Here is a 16,776-nt window from a genome sequence, read left to right on the forward strand (position 1 = left end):
ATTCCTGAACCTTTGAATCCAGATCGTTACTTGAGGTTTGCTTGAGGTTTCTGAGTGTTGCTACTGCTTTTCGCGATCAGCCCCCGAGGCTGCTGCCCGGAAACACGCATGTCACACTCGGACCATGCGCGTGTATCTCGGCTCCGACCATGCGGGCTTCGAACTCAAGAACCACCTCGTCGAGTGGCTCAAGGAGGCCGGCCACGACCCCGTGGACTGCGGCCCCCACATCTACGACGCCCTCGACGACTACCCGCCCTTCTGCCTCCGCGCCGCAGAGCGCACGGCGGCCGACCCGGATGCCCTCGGCATCGTGATCGGCGGCTCGGGCAACGGCGAGCAGATCGCGGCGAACAAGGTGAAGGGCGTGCGCGCGGCGCTGGCCTGGAGCGAGGAGACGGCGGCGCTGGGCCGCCAGCACAACAACGCGAACGTGGTAGCGGTGGGCGCGCGGATGCACACCCAGGACGAGGCGACGAAGTTCGTGGAGACCTTCCTGGCAACACCGTTCTCGGAGGACCCCCGCCACATCCGCCGCATCGACATGCTGACGTCGTACGAAACGACAGGCGACCTCCCGCCCATCCCGGCACACCACCCACAGGCCTAGAGCCGAGGACCGGCCGAGACGGCTGAATCCCGACCCGGCCCCACCTACCGCAGGACCGAGGCCAAGGGCTTAGGCTCAGGGCCCGGCTCCGGCTCCTGGTTCCGGGCTCCGGCTTAGGCTCAGGGCCCGGCTCCGGCTCCTGGTTCCGGGCTCCGGCTCTCGGCTCCGCCTCCGGCTCCCGGCTCCGGGTTCCGCCTCCGGCTCCCAGCTACCCAGCCCGGCCCCCAGGCTCCCCAGCCCGGCCCCAGGCGCCCTGGCCTCGGCCATAACCAGAGATGGCCTCGGCCTTTTCACGCCGGTCGGCATTTCCAGCCCGTCCGGCGTTTGAGGACGAGGCCGTTCAGGCCGAAGGGGGGTCCGGGGGCGCAGCCCCCGGGTAGAGGCCGACCTCTCGACCGACCGAGACGGGTGGGCGGGTGGGTGGGCAAAAAACACGAAAGGAACCCGCACCTTGCCCGAAGGGCACACAATCCACCGCCTGGCCCACGACTACGCCGCCCACTTCGCAGGCAAACCCACCCAGGTAACCAGCCCCCAGGGCAAGTTCACCAACTCCGCCGCCCTACTGGACGGAGTCCCCCTCACCACCGCCGACGCCCACGGCAAACACCTCTTCCTCGGCTTCCGGCAAGCCGACTGGATCCACATCCACCTCGGCCTCTTCGGCAAGGTCAACTTCGGCGACGCCCCCGCCCCACCCCCCACGGACACGGTCCGCCTGCGCCTCGCGAACAGCACCTCGTACGTGGATCTCCGCGGCCCCACGACCTGCGCCCTCATCACGGCCCCCGAGAAGCAGGCGATACACGACCGCCTGGGCCCCGACCCCCTCCGCGAGGACGCCGACCCCGGCACCGCCTACACCCGCGTCAGCCGCAGCCGTACGACGATCGCCGCCCTCCTCATGGACCAGAAGGTCATCGCGGGCGTCGGCAACGTGTACCGGGCCGAGGTCCTCTTCCGGCACGGCATGGACCCGTACCGCCCGGGCAAAGACATCACCCCCATCGAGTGGGACGCGCTCTGGAACGACCTGGTCGACCTCATGCGCGAGGGCGTGCGCAACAACCGCATCGACACCGTCCGCCCGGAACACACTCCGGAGGCGATGGGCCGCCCGCCGCGCGTCGACGACCACGGCGGCGAGGTCTACGTCTACCGCAGGGCCAACCTGCCCTGCCACCTCTGCGGCGGCGAGATCCGCACCGCCGACCTCGCAGCCCGCAACCTCTTCTGGTGCCCCACCTGCCAGGACAACTGACAACCCCCTGAACCGCCCGCGACGACGGCCCCCCGCAACAAAAGACCCATCAGAACCCGTGGGACAGCCACGGCATCACAACCGACCCGAACGCCACCGACGCCTCGGCCAACGCCCCCTGCCGAACCTCCCGCACCCGCCCGGCAGCCGCCAGCCCGGCCAACGACACGCCGCCCAGATACGCCGCCCCCAACTCCCGTACGGACAGCGCGAGATCAGCCGCGTCCTCGGTACGCCGGCACACCGCCCCCTTGGCATCGCCGGTCAGCCGCCAACGCCCGGAGTTCCACGGACAGAACGCGTCCTCGACATCGAGGACGACATCCACGGGCGCCTGGTACGTCCGCGCCTCCAGCGCGGCCCCGACCTCCACCAGCCGTACGTACAGCGCGTCCCGCTTGCGCAGAGCGCACCGCCGGATGTCGGACACCAGGTGATGCCAGGGCTCGTCGACCGGCCGCCCCCGCCCGACGATCTTCGACGTCAGGTCGATGTCGAACAGGAACCGCCACAACGCCCCCTGCACGGCGGCGTCGAACGCCTCCACGTCCTCGACGACGACCGCGCTGTTGGACCCGGTGACATCCCAGTCGGGTTTGACCCGGAACCGGGCGAACCCCACGACCTCCGTGCCCCGTTCGGCGACAACGCACTGCAACGGCGACGCCCCGCCCCGCTCGCCCTCCGGGTCGAGCACCATGGCCGGCGCCCAGCCGGGCATCCGCGCCAGCATCCCGGGCCGCTCCGGCACCCGCCGCGCGTACACCGCCTCACAGACCTCGAGGACTTCGGCCGGTACGGCATACCGCAGCCGTACGTCACCGGTCCCGGCCGGGACGTCCAGCCGTACCCGCGTCGTGTCGATCTCGAAGCTCAACGAGTGGGTGGCGAGCCCGTACCCGAACCGCCCGTAGATGGCGGGCTCCGACGCCGTCAGCACGGCCAACGGCTCGCCCCAGCTCCGTACGTCGTCCAACTGCCGCCGCATCATGGACGTGAGCACCCCGCGCCTGCGATGCGTGCCGGCCACGCCGACCCCCGTCACGCCCGCTGCCGGAACGGAGGCCCCACCCGGTACGGTTACCCGGAAAGTGAAGGCACCCGCACTGCCCACGCACGTGTCACCGTCCCAGGCGCCCACGAAACGGTCGTACTCGGTGAGTGATTTCCACAACTCCCGTTCCTCGGCGGACTCCGGCATTCCGCCGAAGGCACGGAGCAGGTTGTCGTACCACTGATCCCAGTCGTCGGGCCGGAGCACCCGCAGGTCGGTCGAGCCGGGGGTCCTGGAGGTAGTCATGGACCATGACTACCAGGGCAATGCGGGGCGAGCGAGGGAATTTTCCCCTCGGGGCCTCGGATCGGGCCCCGGTGGGTTTCACTGTGAAGTTGAAGCTCGGACGGGGGACAAGTGGGACCTCCCGTGCCAAGCAGCTGGTCCGATGGATAGGGTCCCGAACTAATGGCAGAAGGACGAGAGCGGCGCGCGGAGGCCGAGACGTTCACGGCCCGGTTGAAGAAGCAGGTCCACCGGGTCCGCACCGGCGTGCGCAGATCCGCCGTGGACTACTTCCGGGGCGACGGTTCGGACTGGATCGCGCTCGCGGGTCTGCTCCTCACCATCCCGATCATCATGGCCATGACCCTCACCAACTCGGTGTGGTGCTCCCCGGCCCTGCTGGTCCTCCCGATCGTCGCCGGCGGCCTCCTGCTGCGCCCGTCCAGCCTGCTGGGCCTGTACGCGGGGGCGGCCACCGCACTGATCGTGGAGTCGGTGAAGCTGGGCCCGTACACGGAGGGCCCGAGCCGGGTCACGCCGGGAGTGGTCCTGGTGGTGGCGGCCTGCGGTTTCTTCGGGCTCCTCATCGCCCAGTTCCGCAGTCGGGTCGGCGTCCCCTGGCGACGCGGCGGCACGATGCTGTTCGACCTGCGCGAACGCATCCGCGTCCAGAGCAAGTTGCCGCAGCTGCCGCAGGGCTGGCACCGGGAGATGGCGCTGCGTCCGGCGGGCGGCCAGTCGTTCTCGGGCGACTTCGTGGTGGCCGCCCGTACGAACGGCGGCCGCACGATGGAGGTCGTCCTCACGGACGTGTCGGGCAAGGGCATGGACGCGGGCTCCCGAGCCCTGCTGCTCTCCGGCGCCTTCGGAGGACTGCTGGGCTCGCTGCCGCCCCACGCCTTCCTCCCGGCGGCGAACGGCTACCTCCTCCGCCAGGACTGGGACGAGGGCTTCGCCACCTCGATCCACCTCGTCCTGGACCTCGACTCCGGCGACTACGAACTCTTCTCGGCCGGCCACCCACCGGGCCTCCAGCTCAGCGCGGGCACGGGCCGCTGGGAGGAAAAGGCAGCGGAGGGACCGCTGTTGGGCGTGTACGACGGAGCCCAGTTTGACCCCGTGAAGGGATCACTGCGCTCCGGAGACGTCCTGATGCTGTTCACGGACGGCCTGGTCGAAACGTCCGAGCGGGACATCGTCGAAGGCATCGACCGCCTGACCGGCGAAGCCGACCGCTATGTGGCCGGCGGCTTCCACGGCGCGGCCTGGCACCTCATCGAAGCGGTGGCCAGAGACGTGAACGACGACAGAGCCCTCCTCCTGATCTGCCGAGAGGGCCCCACCGCCCAGGCAACAATCTGACGACTTGCCAGGTCAAGATAACGTCAAGTAAGAGTCAATAATTACCTTGCCAAACGACTCTGGCAACCCGCCGAAGCCCCCCGCGCCCACACTGGCCGGATGACGAAACCCCCACCAACACCCCAGACCCAGACCCAGCCCCTGACCCTGACCCTGACCGAAGTGGAAGCCACGGCCCGCGCAGCCCACGCGACCCAGACGGACAAGGCCGGCCGCCCCTACGTGGAACACCTCCAGGCCGTCGCGGAGGGCGTACGCGCGCGTGGCGGCGACGCCGAACAGATCGCCGCGGCCTGGCTGCACGACGCCGTGGAGGACGACGCGCTGTCCGCACGCTGGCTGGCGGAGGCAGCTCTGTCACCCCGTACGAAGGACATCGTGCTGGCCGTCACCAAGCGCGCGGGGGAGACCCAAGAGGCGTACGCCCGGCGCATTCTCGAGACCCCGGGCGCGCTCCTGGTCAAGCAGGCGGACCTGGCGCACAACGCGGACCCGGCCCGCCTGGCGGCACTGGATGCCACGACCCGCGCCCGCCTGACCGACAAGTACGCCAGAATGCGCGCACTTCTGGGCCTGCAAGAAGCGTAAATATCAGCCTAGTTACTACTAAAAGACATATTCCCGTGTCCTGGGTTTGTCTGTGCGGAAAAATCGTCCAGGTGAGGCCGATGATGCGTCACCGGCCGCATATGCGGGCCTCGTTGGTGGCACGATGGATCTGGCGGGGGTGCGAGGGAACGCATCCCTGGGCCGGTAGCGGACCGACCGTAGGGTGTGATCAGTGTGGCCATTTCGTTGTCAGTGGTGCTGATGTTGGGAATCATCCTGGTGGTGCTGATCCGCGGAGGCACGATCAAGGCGGGCCCGGCGGTCGTCGCCATACTCTTCGGCTTCTTCCTGGCCTCGACCGGCATGGCGGACGACATCCAGAGATTCCTGAACTCGATAGCCGACACGATCAACGAGATCCAGTTCTGACCGCCGTCGTGAACCGATCGACAACCATGGCGTCGGGAGTGTCGGCGAGCAGCGACATCCGCGGGAAACGCGGCCGGCCCGGTTCAGAGAACCGGGCCGGAGGCGGTGAAGAGCGGGCGACGGGAATCGAACCCGCGTAGCTAGTTTGGAAGACTAGGGCTCTACCATTGAGCTACGCCCGCAGACGCGCGCCGCAGGTCAGGTGACCGCGGCACAGAAGGCATCGTAGCGGTTCGAGGGCCCTCGACGCACACTCCCTTTCCGGGACGCGGCCGGACTTCACGCCGGCCTCCACTCCCAGTCCTGAAATGCGGTAACCCCACGGCCTGCGGCCATGTACCCTACGTGTCGCACCAGACGGGGTGTGGCGCAGCTTGGTAGCGCGTCCGCTTTGGGAGCGGAAGGCCGTGGGTTCAAATCCCGCCACCCCGACCACCTGCCGGACCACCGGCGAGATCACCTTTTGGGGCGAGTACCGCCTGCGGCTACTATGCAAGCTGCGCGCCCGTGTGTCTGCGTTGTTACGTCCCTCAAGGGCCGCGAATCCGCTGAGGCTGGGCCGTGTCCGGCAGAGGGCAATCGGCAGAACCCTCAGCAGAACCCAGAGAAGTCAGCCCCCAAGGAGACCGAACCGTGAAGAGCGCCGTGGAGACCCTGAACCCGACCCGGGTTCGGCTCAGCATCGAGGTGCCCTTCGAGGAGCTCAAGGACAGCCTCGACGCGGCGTACAAGAAGATCAACCAGCAGGTCACGGTGAAGGGCTTCCGGAAGGGCAAGATCCCGGCGCGCGTCATCGACCAGCGGTTCGGCCGCGGTGCGGTCCTGGAGGAGGCGGTCAACGACGCGCTCCCGAAGTTCTACACCGACGCGGTCAACGAGGCCGAGCTCAACGTCCTGGGCCAGCCCGAGGTCGACATCACGGAGCTGAAGGACGGCGAGACGCTGAACTTCACCGCCGAGGTCGACGTCCGCCCGACCATCGAGATCCCGGACTACTCCGGCATCGAGGTCGAGGTCGACGCGATCGAGGTCACCGAGGAGGACATCGACAAGTCGGTCGAGCAGCTCCGTGAGCGCTTCGCCTCCACCTCCCCGGTCGAGCGTGCCGCCGAGGACGGCGACGTCGTGACGCTGGACCTGGAGGCCAAGGTCGACGGCGAGGTGCTGGAGGACGGCGTCGCGACCGGCGTCTCCTACACCATCGGCTCCGGTGAGCTGCTGGACGGCGTCGACGACGCCGTGAAGGGCGTGGAGGCCGGTGGCGAGGCCACCTTCACCTCCGAGCTCAAGGGCGGCTCGGCGGCCGGCAAGGAGGCCGAGGTCACCGTCAAGGTCACCCAGGTCGCCGCCCGTGAACTCCCGGCCCTGGACGACGAGTTCGCCCAGCTCGCCTCCGAGTTCGACACCCTGGAGGCTCTGCGCGAGGACAGCCGCAAGCGCCTCGAGAACATGAAGCAGTACGACCAGGCCACGCAGGCCCAGGAGCGCGTCCTGGAGAAGCTGCTGGAGCTCGTCGAGGTGCCCGTCCCCGAGAAGCTCCTCGAGGACGAGATCAACACCCGTAAGCACAACCTGGAGCACCACCAGCTCGGCCAGATGGGCCTCGACCTCGAGAAGTACCTCGAGATCCAGGGCAAGACGGCCGAGGAGTTCGACACCGAGACCAAGGAAGCCGCGGTCAAGGGCATCAAGACGCAGTTCGTCCTCGACGAGCTGGTCAACAAGGAGAAGCTGAACGTCAACCAGGAGGAGCTCACCGAGCACCTCATGCGGCGCGCGGCCTCCTCCGGCATGTCCCCCGACCAGTTCGCGCAGGCGGTCGTCGAGGGCAACCAGGTCCAGATGCTGGTCGGCGAGGTCGCTCGCGGCAAGGCCCTCGCGGTCGTCGTGGAGGCCGCGACGGTCAAGGACACCAACGGCGAGATCATCGACCTCGACGACGAGGAAGAGGACGAGACCACGGAGTCCACCTCCGAGGAGACCCCGGCCGCCGAGGCCGAGACCCCCGAGGAGAAGCCGGAGGCCTAAAGCCCCCGGCCCAGCTGAGAACACCCGAACAGGCCCCCGAGGACTTCGATCCCCGGGGGCCTGTTCGCGCCCCACAGGGGCCCGGGGCGCAGCCCCGCGACGCTCACCCCGACCCCGCCCCGGATTCCTCCCCGGGCCCCGCTGACGCCCTATAGGGGCGCGGGGAACTGCGCGCCCAGCCCCCACCCACCCGTACCGCCCCACCCACCACCGCCCCCGCGGCGAGCGCACCCCAGGGGGCCCGGGGCGCAGCCCCGCGACGCTCACCCCGACCCCGCCCCGGACACGGCCGACCCCGACGCAACCCCCTGCTCACCCCAGCGGAGCACATGCGCTCACAGCGAACAGTTCACTTCCCGGGATTCCCCGGAGGGACCCGCGCGTTAGGGTCCATGAATACGAGGGCAGGGGAGTCCCCGAAACCGCCGGACGGCCCCACGCCCCGGTAGAACACGTGAGACGGCCCGGCGCCGTCGTAATACGAGCAGGTGGATACGACGTGACGAATCTGATGCCTTCCGCCGCCGGCGAGCCTTCCATCGGCGGTGGCCTCGGCGACCAGGTCTACAACCGGCTGCTCAACGAGCGGATCATCTTCCTCGGTCAGCAGGTCGACGACGACATCGCGAACAAGATCACCGCGCAGCTGCTGCTCCTTGCCGCCGCTGACCCCGACAAGGACATCAACCTCTACATCAACAGCCCGGGCGGTTCGATCACGGCCGGCATGGCGATCTACGACACCATGCAGTTCATCAAGAACGACGTGGTGACGATCGCCATGGGCCTCGCCGCCTCGATGGGTCAGTTCCTGCTCAGCGCGGGCACCCCGGGCAAGCGCTTCGCACTGCCGAACGCCGAGATCCTGATCCACCAGCCGTCCGCCGGCCTCGCCGGTTCGGCCTCGGACATCAAGATCCACGCCGAGCGGCTGCTGCACACCAAGAAGCGCATGGCCGAGCTCACGTCCCAGCACACCGGCCAGTCGGTGGAGCAGATCACCCGTGACTCGGACCGCGACCGCTGGTTCGACGCCCACGAGGCCAAGACATACGGCCTCATCGACGACGTCATCGCCACAGCTGCCGGCATGCCGGGCGGCGGAGGCACCGGGGCGGGCTCGTAGACAGCCCCCCAACGCCCGCCAGCCCCCGCCTCAGCCCCTTTCAGGAGACACCGTGAACGACTTCCCCGGCAGCGGCCTCTACGACCGCACGAGGGCCACCCAGGCCGCCCAGGCGGAGTACACCGGCCCCATCGCCGAGTCCCGCTACGTCATCCCGCGCTTCGTCGAGCGCACCTCGCAGGGCGTGCGTGAGTACGACCCGTACGCGAAGCTCTTCGAGGAGCGCGTGATCTTCCTCGGCGTGCAGATCGACGACGCCTCCGCCAACGACGTCATGGCACAGCTCCTGTGCCTGGAGTCGATGGACCCCGACCGGGACATCTCGGTCTACATCAACAGCCCCGGTGGCTCCTTCACGGCTCTCACTGCGATTTACGACACGATGCAGTTCGTGAAGCCGGACATCCAGACGGTGTGCATGGGCCAGGCGGCCTCCGCCGCCGCGATCCTCCTCGCGGCCGGTACGCCGGGCAAGCGCATGGCGCTGCCCAACGCGCGCGTGCTGATCCACCAGCCGTACAGCGAGACCGGCCGCGGTCAGGTCTCCGACCTGGAGATCGCGGCCAACGAGATCCTCCGGATGCGCGCCCAGCTGGAGGACATGCTGGCCAAGCACTCGACCACGCCGATCGAGAAGATCCGCGAGGACATCGAGCGCGACAAGATCCTCACGGCCGAGGACGCCCTGTCGTACGGCCTGATCGACCAGATCATTTCCACCCGGAAGATGAACAACGCCAGCGTCCGCTGACGTACTGGTAGGCGCACTGGTAGACGCGGAAGCTGTATCGTCTGCCGCCCCTTGGCACGGTTCGACTTGGAGCACGTCGAAGTCAACCGCGCCAAGGGGGGCCCGAACGGGGGGCCCGGCAAGGTACCGTCGGACATAAGGCAGCACCAGGAGTCGCTGGACCCAGGCGACTCCCAGGCGAAGGGGAAGCACACCGTGGCACGCATCGGTGACGGCGGCGATCTGCTCAAGTGCTCGTTCTGTGGCAAGAGCCAGAAGCAGGTCAAGAAGCTCATCGCAGGCCCCGGTGTGTACATCTGCGACGAGTGCATCGATCTCTGCAACGAGATCATCGAGGAAGAGCTCGCGGAGACGAGCGAGGTCAGGTGGGAGGAACTCCCCAAGCCTCGCGAGATCTACGAGTTCCTCGAGGGGTACGTGGTCGGGCAGGAGTCGGCCAAGAAGGCCCTGTCGGTCGCGGTGTACAACCACTACAAGCGGGTCCAGGCAGGTGAGAACGCCAGCGGTCAAGGCCGTGACGACGCCATCGAGTTGGCGAAGTCGAACATCCTGCTGCTGGGCCCCACGGGCTCCGGCAAGACCCTCCTCGCGCAGACCCTGGCGCGCATGCTGAACGTCCCGTTCGCCATCGCCGACGCGACGGCGCTCACGGAGGCCGGGTATGTCGGCGAGGACGTCGAGAACATCCTGTTGAAGCTGATCCAGGCGGCGGACTACGACGTCAAGAAGGCCGAAACCGGAATCATCTACATCGACGAGATCGACAAGGTCGCGCGGAAGAGTGAAAACCCGTCGATCACGCGTGACGTGTCCGGCGAGGGCGTCCAGCAGGCCCTGCTGAAGATCCTCGAGGGCACGACGGCCTCCGTCCCGCCGCAGGGCGGACGCAAGCACCCGCACCAGGAGTTCATCCAGATCGACACGACGAACGTGCTGTTCATCGTGGGCGGTGCCTTCGCCGGTCTGGAGAAGCTCGTCGAGTCCCGCGCGGGCGCCAAGGGCATCGGTTTCGGCGCCACGATCCGCTCCAAGAAGGAGCTGGAGGCGAAGGACCGCTTCGAGGACGTCATGCCCGAGGACCTGGTGAAGTTCGGCATGATCCCCGAGTTCATCGGCCGCCTCCCGGTCATCACGTCCGTGCACAACCTGGACCGCGAGGCCCTCCTCCAGATCCTGGTGGAGCCGCGCAACGCCCTCATCAAGCAGTACCAGCGCCTCTTCGAACTCGACGGCGTGGAGCTGGACTTCGAGCGCGAGGCGCTGGAGGCCATCGCCGACCAGGCGATCCTGCGCCAGACCGGCGCGCGCGGTCTGCGCGCCATCATGGAGGAGGTCCTCCAGGCGGTGATGTACGAGGTCCCGTCCCGCAAGGACGTGGCCCGGGTCGTCATCACGGCGGACGTCGTCCTGTCGAACGTGAACCCGACCCTGATCCCGAGGGACGCGCGCGGACGCGGCCCGGGCGAGCAGAAGACGGCGTAACGGCAGATCGTTTCCGTACGGACGGACAGCGGAGGGGCCCCGGTCAACAGACCGGGGCCCCTCCGCTGTTGAGACGTGACCGAGGCGTGCGCGCGGTGTCAGGCCTTGACGCGCACATCGGCGCGCAGCTTGGCCGCGAGCGCGGACGCGTCCTCCAGCGAGCTGCCGCCGCCGGTGGCGAGGGCGGCGATGTCGATCGAGATGACATAGCTGAGGGTGCTGTGGTCACCCCAGATGCACACCGGCATCCGTGTCGCCTTGCCGGCTTCGGTGCTCTCGATCTGCTGGCACTTCATGACGCCGTTGTCGAAGCCCGAGGGCGTGAACTCCTGCGGGCTGCCGACCAGTTTGCCGTTGAAGGAGGTGTCCTTCTCCGACTCGGTCCTCATCTTGGTGAACATCGCGTCGACGGCCTTCTCCGGGTCCTCGACCGTGCCGTACACACCGGAGAACATGAGCTTCTTCGCGGTGAGTCCCGACCCCGAGGTGTAGCCCGCGCTGACGTTCTTGGGGTTCTGCACACCCCACGACTGGGTTTCCTTGATCTCCTTGTCGGTCATCTCGTCCGCCGCGTCGCCGCTGTTCTTGTACGTGCCGTCGATCACGGTCGCCGGCGTCGTCAGCTTGTGCGCGCCGTCGTCGGCGATGTCGGAACCGCCGCCCGAACCGCTGCCCAGCACGAACCACGCCCCCACGGCGATGGCGGCCACGACGGCCACGGCCCCGAGGACGATCGCCGTCCGCTTCTTGCCCCCACCCGGCGCCGGCGGCTGCGGGACCCCGTAGGGGGCCTGGCCGTACGGCGGCTGCTGACCGTAGGCGGGCTGCTGGCCGTACGGGTTGGGGGCGCCCTGCGGAGGCTGCTGCGGGTAGCCATAGCCGGGCTGGGCCGGGGGAGCCTGCTGGGGGTAGCCGTAGCCGGGCTGGGGAGCCGCCTGCGGTGGCTGGGGCGGCTGGCCGTACGGACCCGGCTGGCCGTACGGGCCGGGCTGGGCGGGCTGGCCGTACGGTCCGGGCTGCTGCGGCGGTTGGCCGTACGGGCCCGGCTGGTTGTGGCTCATCTCTGGGTTCCCCTCCAGATGCTTATGTGTTCTTGACATCTTTGCGCAGGCCAGGGGCCCGAGTTGCCCCGGGTGCCCCACCGTTACGAAAGAATCGTGTTTCGGGACATGGTGGTGACGCCTCTAAACTGACCGGGTGACCGAGAACGCTCAGCAGCAGCCCACAGCGCCCATCACCGAACTGCCGACCCAGTACGCGCCGGCCGAGGTAGAGGGGAAGCTGTACGAGCGCTGGGTAGAACGGGGTTACTTCGCCGCCGACGCGAAGAGCGAGAAGCCGGCGTACACGATCGTCATCCCGCCGCCGAACGTCACGGGCTCGCTCCACCTGGGCCACGCCTTCCAGCACACGCTCATGGACGCCCTCACCCGCCGCAAGCGCATGCAGGGCTACGAGTCGCTCTGGCTCCCCGGCATGGACCACGCCGGCATCGCCACCCAGAACAAGGTCGAGCAGCAGCTCGCCGAGGAGGGCAAGTCCCGCCACGACCTGGGCCGCGAGGAGTTCGTCGAGCGTGTCTGGCAGTGGAAGGAGGAGTACGGCGGCCGGATCCTGGGCCAGATGCGTCGCCTCGGCGACGGCGTCGACTGGAGCCGCGAGCGGTTCACCATGGACGAGGGGCTGTCCAAGGCCGTCCAGACGATCTTCAAGCGCCTCTACGACGACGAGCTGATCTACCGCGCCGAGCGCATCATCAACTGGTGTCCCCGCTGTCTGACGGCCATCTCGGACATCGAGGTCGACTACCAGGACGACGACGGTGAGCTCGTCTCCATCAAGTACGGCGAGGGCGAGGACACCCTCGTCGTCGCGACGACCCGCGCCGAGACGATGCTCGGTGACACCGCCGTCGCGGTCCACCCGGACGACGAGCGGTACGCGCATCTCGTCGGCAAGCAGATCAAGCTGCCCCTGACCAACCGCACCATCCCGGTCGTCGCGGACACCCACGTCGACCCCGAGTTCGGCACCGGCGCGGTCAAGGTCACCCCGGCCCACGACCCCAACGACTTCGCCATCGGCCAGCGCCACGGCCTGGAGTCGATGACCGTCATGGACGAGCGTGGCGTCATCACCGTCCACGGCCCCTTCCAGGGCCTGGACCGCTTCGAGGCCCGCTCCACGATCGTCAACGCACTGCGCGAGCAGGGCCGGATCGTCGCCGAGAAGCGCCCGTACGTCCACTCCGTCGGCCACTGCTCGCGCTGCAAGACGACCGTCGAGCCCCGGCTGTCCATGCAGTGGTGGGTCAAGGTCGAGCCGCTCGCCCAGGCCGCCGGTGACGCGGTCCGCGACGGTCGCGTCAAGATCCACCCGCAGGACATGTCGAAGCGCTACTTCGACTGGGTCGACAACATGCACGACTGGTGCATCTCGCGCCAGCTGTGGTGGGGCCACCGCATCCCGGTCTGGTACGGCCCCGAGGGCCAGGTCGTCTGCGTCGGACCGGACGACGAGACACCGACCGGCGAGGGCTGGACGCAGGACGAGGACGTCCTCGACACCTGGTTCTCCTCCGGCCTGTGGCCGTTCTCCACGCTCGGCTGGCCCGAACAGACCCCGGACCTCGAGAAGTTCTACAAGACCGACGTCCTGCTCACCGGCCACGACATCATCTTCTTCTGGGTCGCCCGGATGATGATGTTCGGCCTGTACGCGATGGACGGCGAAGTCCCCTTCCACACCATCGCGTTGACCGGCCTCGTCCGCGACGAGTTCGGCAAGAAGATGTCGAAGTCCAACCCCAACGCGGTCGACCCCCTCGACTGGATGGACCGGTACGGCTCGGACGCCGTCCGCTTCACCCTGGCCAAGGGCGCCAACCCGGGCGCGGACGTCCCGATCGGCGAGGACTGGGTCCAGGCGTCCCGCAACTTCACCAACAAGATCTGGAACGCCACCCGCTTCGCCCTGATGAACGGCGCCACCGTCGAGGGCGAACTCCCGCCCGTGGAACGCCTGTCGGCGACGGACCGCTGGATCCTCTCGCGCCTCAACAAGACCGTCGCCGAGATCGACGCGTTCTACGACGACTACCAGTTCGCCAAGCTCAGCGAGTCCCTCTACCACTTCGCGTGGGACGAGGTCTTCGACTGGTACGTCGAACTGTCGAAGACCACGTTCTTCGCGGGCGGCGAGCAGGCGAAGGTCTCCGGCCGCGTCCTCGGCGAGGTCCTCGACGTGATGCTGCGCGTCCTGCACCCGGTCGTCCCGTTCGTCACCGAGACCCTCTGGACGACGCTGACGGGCGGCGAGACCCTCGTCACCGCCGACTGGCCCAAGGACAGCGGCTTCCGCGACGACGCCGCCGAGAAGGAGATCGAGCTGGTCCAGCAGGTCGTCACCGAGGTCCGCCGGTTCCGCAAGGACCAGGGCCTCAAGGACGGCCAGAAGGTCCCCGCCCGCCTCACCCTCGACGGCACCGCGCTCGCCGCCCACGAGGCGGCCATCCGCCAGCTGCTCCGCCTCCAGCCGGAGGAGGACGGCTTCAGCGCCACCGCGACCCTCCCGGTCGCCGGCGCCACGGTCGCCCTCGACCTCTCCGGCACGATCGACGTCGCGGCGGAGCGCAAGCGCCTCGCGAAGGACCTCGCCGCCGCCGAGAAGGAAAAGGCCCAGGCAGAGGCCAAACTCGCCAACGAGGCGTTCCTGGCCAAGGCCCCGGACAACGTCGTGGACAAGATCAAGACCCGCCTCACCAAGGCGGAAGAGGACATCACCCGAATCCAGTCCCAACTGAACGGCCTACCGCAGGCGTAACCGGTCGTATGAGCGCGACAGGCCCCCGGGGACTTCGATCCCCGGGGGCCTGTCGCGCCCTATAGGGGCGCGGGGAACTGCGCGACCAGCCCCCACCCACCCGCACCCGCCGAACAAACCTCTCCACCCCACTCCGTAGGCACTCTGTCAGTGCCCGTCCGTAGACTGACCCCCGTGAGCGACACCGACCCCTTCGACGAGATCATCGACGCCGAGACCGACCGAGACCCCGACCTCGCGGTCATCGAGGCCGGCAGCCGCACCCTGCGGACGCAGGCCGGCGGCGCGCCGCAGACAGACGTCCCCGGGCGCCCGGCCGACCCCGAGGTCGCCAAGGCGCTGCGCGCGGTCGAGGCCGATCTCGCCACCCGCTGGGGCGAGACCAAGCTCGACCCGTCCGTCAGCCGTATCGCCGCGCTGATGGACGTGCTGGGGGAACCGCAGCGCGCGTACCCCTCGATCCACATCACCGGCACCAACGGCAAGACCTCCACCGCCCGCATGATCGAGGCGCTCCTCGGCGCCTTCGACCTGCGCACCGGCCGGTACACCTCGCCGCACGTCCAGTCGATCACCGAGCGGATCAGCCTCGACGGGGCGCCCATCCCCGCCGAGCGGTTCGTCGAGACATACGACGACATCAAGGCGTACGTCGAGATGGTCGACGCCCAGCAGGAGTACCGGCTCTCCTTCTTCGAGGTGCTCACCGCCATGGCGTACGCGGCCTTCGCGGACGCCCCGGTCGATGTGGCCGTCGTCGAGGTCGGGATGGGCGGCACCTGGGACGCCACCAACGTGATCGACGCCGATGTGGCCGTCGTGACGCCCATCGACCTCGACCACACCGACCGGCTCGGCGAGACGCCCGGTGAGATCGCCGTCGAGAAGGGCGGGATCATCAAGCAGGACGCGACCGTCATCCTCGCCCAGCAGCCCGTCGACGCGGCCCAGGTGCTGCTGAAGAAGGCCGTCGAGGTGGACGCCACGGTGGCCCGGGAGGGCCTCGAGTTCGGCGTCGTGAGCAGGCAGGTCGCCGTCGGCGGGCAGGTGCTGACGCTGCGCGGGCTCGGCGGGGAGTACGAGGAGGTCTTCCTGCCCCTGCACGGCGGCTACCAGGCCCACAACGCCGCCGTCGCCCTCGCCGCCGTCGAGGCGTTCTTCGGCGTCGGCACCCAGCGGCCCGAGCCCCTCGACGTCGACACCGTCCGCAAGGCGTTCGCCTCGGTGACGTCCCCGGGGCGGCTGGAGGTCGTACGCCGCTCTCCGACCGTCGTGCTGGACGCCGCGCACAACCCGGCGGGCGCACGGGCCACGGCCGAGGCGGTGGGGGAGGCGTTCGACTTCAGCCGGCTCATCGGTGTGGTCGGGGCGAGCGGCGACAAGAACGTACGCGGGCTCCTCGAGGCCTTCGAACCGATCTTCGCCGAGGTCGTGATCACCCAGAACTCCAGCCACCGCGCGATGAACGCCGACGAACTCGCCGCCATCGCCGTCGAGATCTTCGGCGACGACCGCGTCCAGGTCGAACCGCGCCTCGACGACGCGCTGGAGGCCGCCATCACCCTCGCCGAGGAGGACGGGGAGTACTCGGGCGGCGGGGTCCTCGTCACCGGCTCCGTCATCACCGTCGGCGAGGCCCGACTGCTCCTGGGGAGGGGCTGACTTCCGTGCGTACGCTCTGTGCATCGACCCTGATCGGCGAGGTGTTCGTCGTGGGTTTCGCGGGCTTGGTCGCCATGAAGGACCCGGACCTGACCGTGAGTACGGTCTGGACGGTCACCGGTATCGCCATGGCCCTGTGCGTGCTGCTCTGCGGCGTGATCACCCGGCCCGGCGGGGTGCAGCTCGGCTGGGCCCTGCAGATCGCGCTGATCGCCTCCGGCTTCATCGTCCCGACCATGTTCTTCATGGGCGCGATGTTCGCCGCCCTGTGGTGGGCGTCCGTGCACTACGGGCGGAAGATCGACGAGGCGAAGGCGAGGTTCGCTGAGCAGGCGGAGGCTGCGGCACGGTAGAGGCATGGTCAGTGCCGGGTGCTTTACTGATGACGCGGTGCCCGGCCCTTCCCCGCCGACGC

The 16,776-nt window shown here is 68.7% G+C and carries 14 protein-coding genes and 2 tRNA genes; 13 read left to right on the plus strand and 3 right to left on the minus strand.

Going from position 1 to position 16,776, the window contains the following annotated elements; translation table 11 throughout:
• The first annotated feature begins 124 nt into the window (after nucleotides 1-124).
• Both PV396_RS14030 and PV396_RS14035 read left to right on the plus strand, forming a co-directional pair.
• Nucleotides 125-610, plus strand: coding sequence for a ribose-5-phosphate isomerase (locus tag PV396_RS14030; protein ID WP_319204358.1), 486 nt, complete (start codon nucleotides 125-127; stop codon nucleotides 608-610).
• Between the two features lie 451 nt (nucleotides 611-1,061).
• On the plus strand, nucleotides 1,062-1,871 hold the full coding sequence (locus tag PV396_RS14035; RefSeq protein ID WP_319204360.1) for an Fpg/Nei family DNA glycosylase: 810 nt from the start codon (nucleotides 1,062-1,064) through the stop codon (nucleotides 1,869-1,871).
• Nucleotides 1,872-1,920: 49 nt separating this feature from the next.
• Here the strand turns inward: PV396_RS14035 and PV396_RS14040 are convergent, their stop codons facing one another.
• A complete protein-coding gene (locus PV396_RS14040) occupies nucleotides 1,921-3,171 on the minus strand; it encodes a GNAT family N-acetyltransferase (protein WP_319204362.1) in 1,251 nt (416 codons plus the stop codon).
• 162 nt (nucleotides 3,172-3,333) lie between these two features.
• Here PV396_RS14040 and PV396_RS14045 point away from each other — a divergent pair, with 162 nt between their 5' ends.
• From PV396_RS14045 to PV396_RS14055, 3 genes are all read left to right on the plus strand, one after another.
• The gene (locus tag PV396_RS14045) at nucleotides 3,334-4,512 is read left to right on the plus strand and encodes a PP2C family protein-serine/threonine phosphatase (RefSeq protein ID WP_319204364.1); all 1,179 of its coding nucleotides are present in this window, start codon (nucleotides 3,334-3,336) and stop codon (nucleotides 4,510-4,512) included.
• A 99-nt stretch (nucleotides 4,513-4,611) separates the two neighbouring features.
• Nucleotides 4,612-5,100: an HD domain-containing protein gene (locus PV396_RS14050; RefSeq protein ID WP_319204366.1), complete on the plus strand. Its 489-nt coding sequence runs from the start codon at nucleotides 4,612-4,614 to the stop codon at nucleotides 5,098-5,100.
• 195 nt (nucleotides 5,101-5,295) lie between these two features.
• Nucleotides 5,296-5,490 (plus strand): hypothetical protein, encoded by a 195-nt coding sequence (locus PV396_RS14055; protein ID WP_006383514.1) that lies wholly within the window; start codon nucleotides 5,296-5,298, stop codon nucleotides 5,488-5,490.
• A 111-nt stretch (nucleotides 5,491-5,601) separates the two neighbouring features.
• Here the strand turns inward: PV396_RS14055 and PV396_RS14060 are convergent.
• A tRNA-Gly gene (locus PV396_RS14060) sits at nucleotides 5,602-5,672 on the minus strand.
• Nucleotides 5,673-5,848: 176 nt separating this feature from the next.
• On the opposite strand from PV396_RS14060, the gene PV396_RS14065 reads away from it, so the two are divergent.
• The 5 genes from PV396_RS14065 (at nucleotide 5,849) to clpX (ending at nucleotide 10,877) form a co-directional block, all read left to right on the plus strand.
• Nucleotides 5,849-5,925, plus strand: a tRNA-Pro gene (locus tag PV396_RS14065).
• Between the two features lie 198 nt (nucleotides 5,926-6,123).
• Complete coding sequence (tig, locus tag PV396_RS14070) at nucleotides 6,124-7,518, plus strand: trigger factor (RefSeq protein ID WP_319204368.1); 1,395 nt, start codon at nucleotides 6,124-6,126, stop codon at nucleotides 7,516-7,518.
• Between the two features lie 454 nt (nucleotides 7,519-7,972).
• Nucleotides 7,973-8,644 carry an ATP-dependent Clp protease proteolytic subunit gene (locus PV396_RS14075; RefSeq protein WP_319204370.1) on the plus strand — a complete coding sequence of 224 codons (672 nt, stop codon included), beginning with the start codon at nucleotides 7,973-7,975 and terminating at the stop codon, nucleotides 8,642-8,644.
• A gap of 52 nt (nucleotides 8,645-8,696) precedes the next feature.
• Nucleotides 8,697-9,395 (plus strand): ATP-dependent Clp protease proteolytic subunit, encoded by a 699-nt coding sequence (locus tag PV396_RS14080; RefSeq protein ID WP_319204372.1) that lies wholly within the window; start codon nucleotides 8,697-8,699, stop codon nucleotides 9,393-9,395.
• Nucleotides 9,396-9,590: 195 nt separating this feature from the next.
• A complete protein-coding gene (clpX, locus tag PV396_RS14085) occupies nucleotides 9,591-10,877 on the plus strand; it encodes an ATP-dependent Clp protease ATP-binding subunit ClpX (RefSeq protein WP_319204374.1) in 1,287 nt (428 codons plus the stop codon).
• 98 nt (nucleotides 10,878-10,975) lie between these two features.
• On the opposite strand, the gene PV396_RS14090 is transcribed toward clpX, so the two are convergent.
• Nucleotides 10,976-11,938, minus strand: coding sequence for a hypothetical protein (locus PV396_RS14090; RefSeq protein WP_319204376.1), 963 nt, complete (start codon nucleotides 11,936-11,938; stop codon nucleotides 10,976-10,978).
• A 136-nt stretch (nucleotides 11,939-12,074) separates the two neighbouring features.
• Here PV396_RS14090 and PV396_RS14095 point away from each other — a divergent pair, with 136 nt between their 5' ends.
• The 3 genes from PV396_RS14095 (at nucleotide 12,075) to PV396_RS14105 (ending at nucleotide 16,714) form a co-directional block, all read left to right on the plus strand.
• The gene (locus tag PV396_RS14095; protein ID WP_319204378.1) at nucleotides 12,075-14,699 is read left to right on the plus strand and encodes a valine--tRNA ligase; all 2,625 of its coding nucleotides are present in this window, start codon (nucleotides 12,075-12,077) and stop codon (nucleotides 14,697-14,699) included.
• A 174-nt stretch (nucleotides 14,700-14,873) separates the two neighbouring features.
• Complete coding sequence (gene folC, locus PV396_RS14100) at nucleotides 14,874-16,361, plus strand: bifunctional tetrahydrofolate synthase/dihydrofolate synthase (protein ID WP_319204380.1); 1,488 nt, start codon at nucleotides 14,874-14,876, stop codon at nucleotides 16,359-16,361.
• A 5-nt stretch (nucleotides 16,362-16,366) separates the two neighbouring features.
• Complete coding sequence (locus PV396_RS14105) at nucleotides 16,367-16,714, plus strand: DUF4233 domain-containing protein (protein ID WP_319204382.1); 348 nt, start codon at nucleotides 16,367-16,369, stop codon at nucleotides 16,712-16,714.
• Nucleotides 16,715-16,776 lie beyond the last annotated feature (62 nt).

The organism is Streptomyces sp. ME02-8801-2C (assembly GCF_033793965.1).
In the GTDB taxonomy this organism is placed as follows: Bacteria; Actinomycetota; Actinomycetes; order Streptomycetales; family Streptomycetaceae; genus Streptomyces.

Bases quoted from the DNA above. Each gene is read 5' to 3' on its own strand.
- PV396_RS14030 (WP_319204358.1), top strand. From the start codon at position 125: ATGCGCGTGTATCTCGGCTCCGACCATGCGGGCTTCGAACTCAAGAAC.
- PV396_RS14040 (WP_319204362.1), bottom strand. From the start codon at position 3,171: ATGACTACCTCCAGGACCCCCGGCTCGACCGACCTGCGGGTGCTCCGG.
- PV396_RS14045 (WP_319204364.1), top strand. From the start codon at position 3,334: ATGGCAGAAGGACGAGAGCGGCGCGCGGAGGCCGAGACGTTCACGGCC.
- PV396_RS14050 (WP_319204366.1), top strand. From the start codon at position 4,612: ATGACGAAACCCCCACCAACACCCCAGACCCAGACCCAGCCCCTGACC.
- PV396_RS14090 (WP_319204376.1), bottom strand. From the start codon at position 11,938: ATGAGCCACAACCAGCCGGGCCCGTACGGCCAACCGCCGCAGCAGCCC.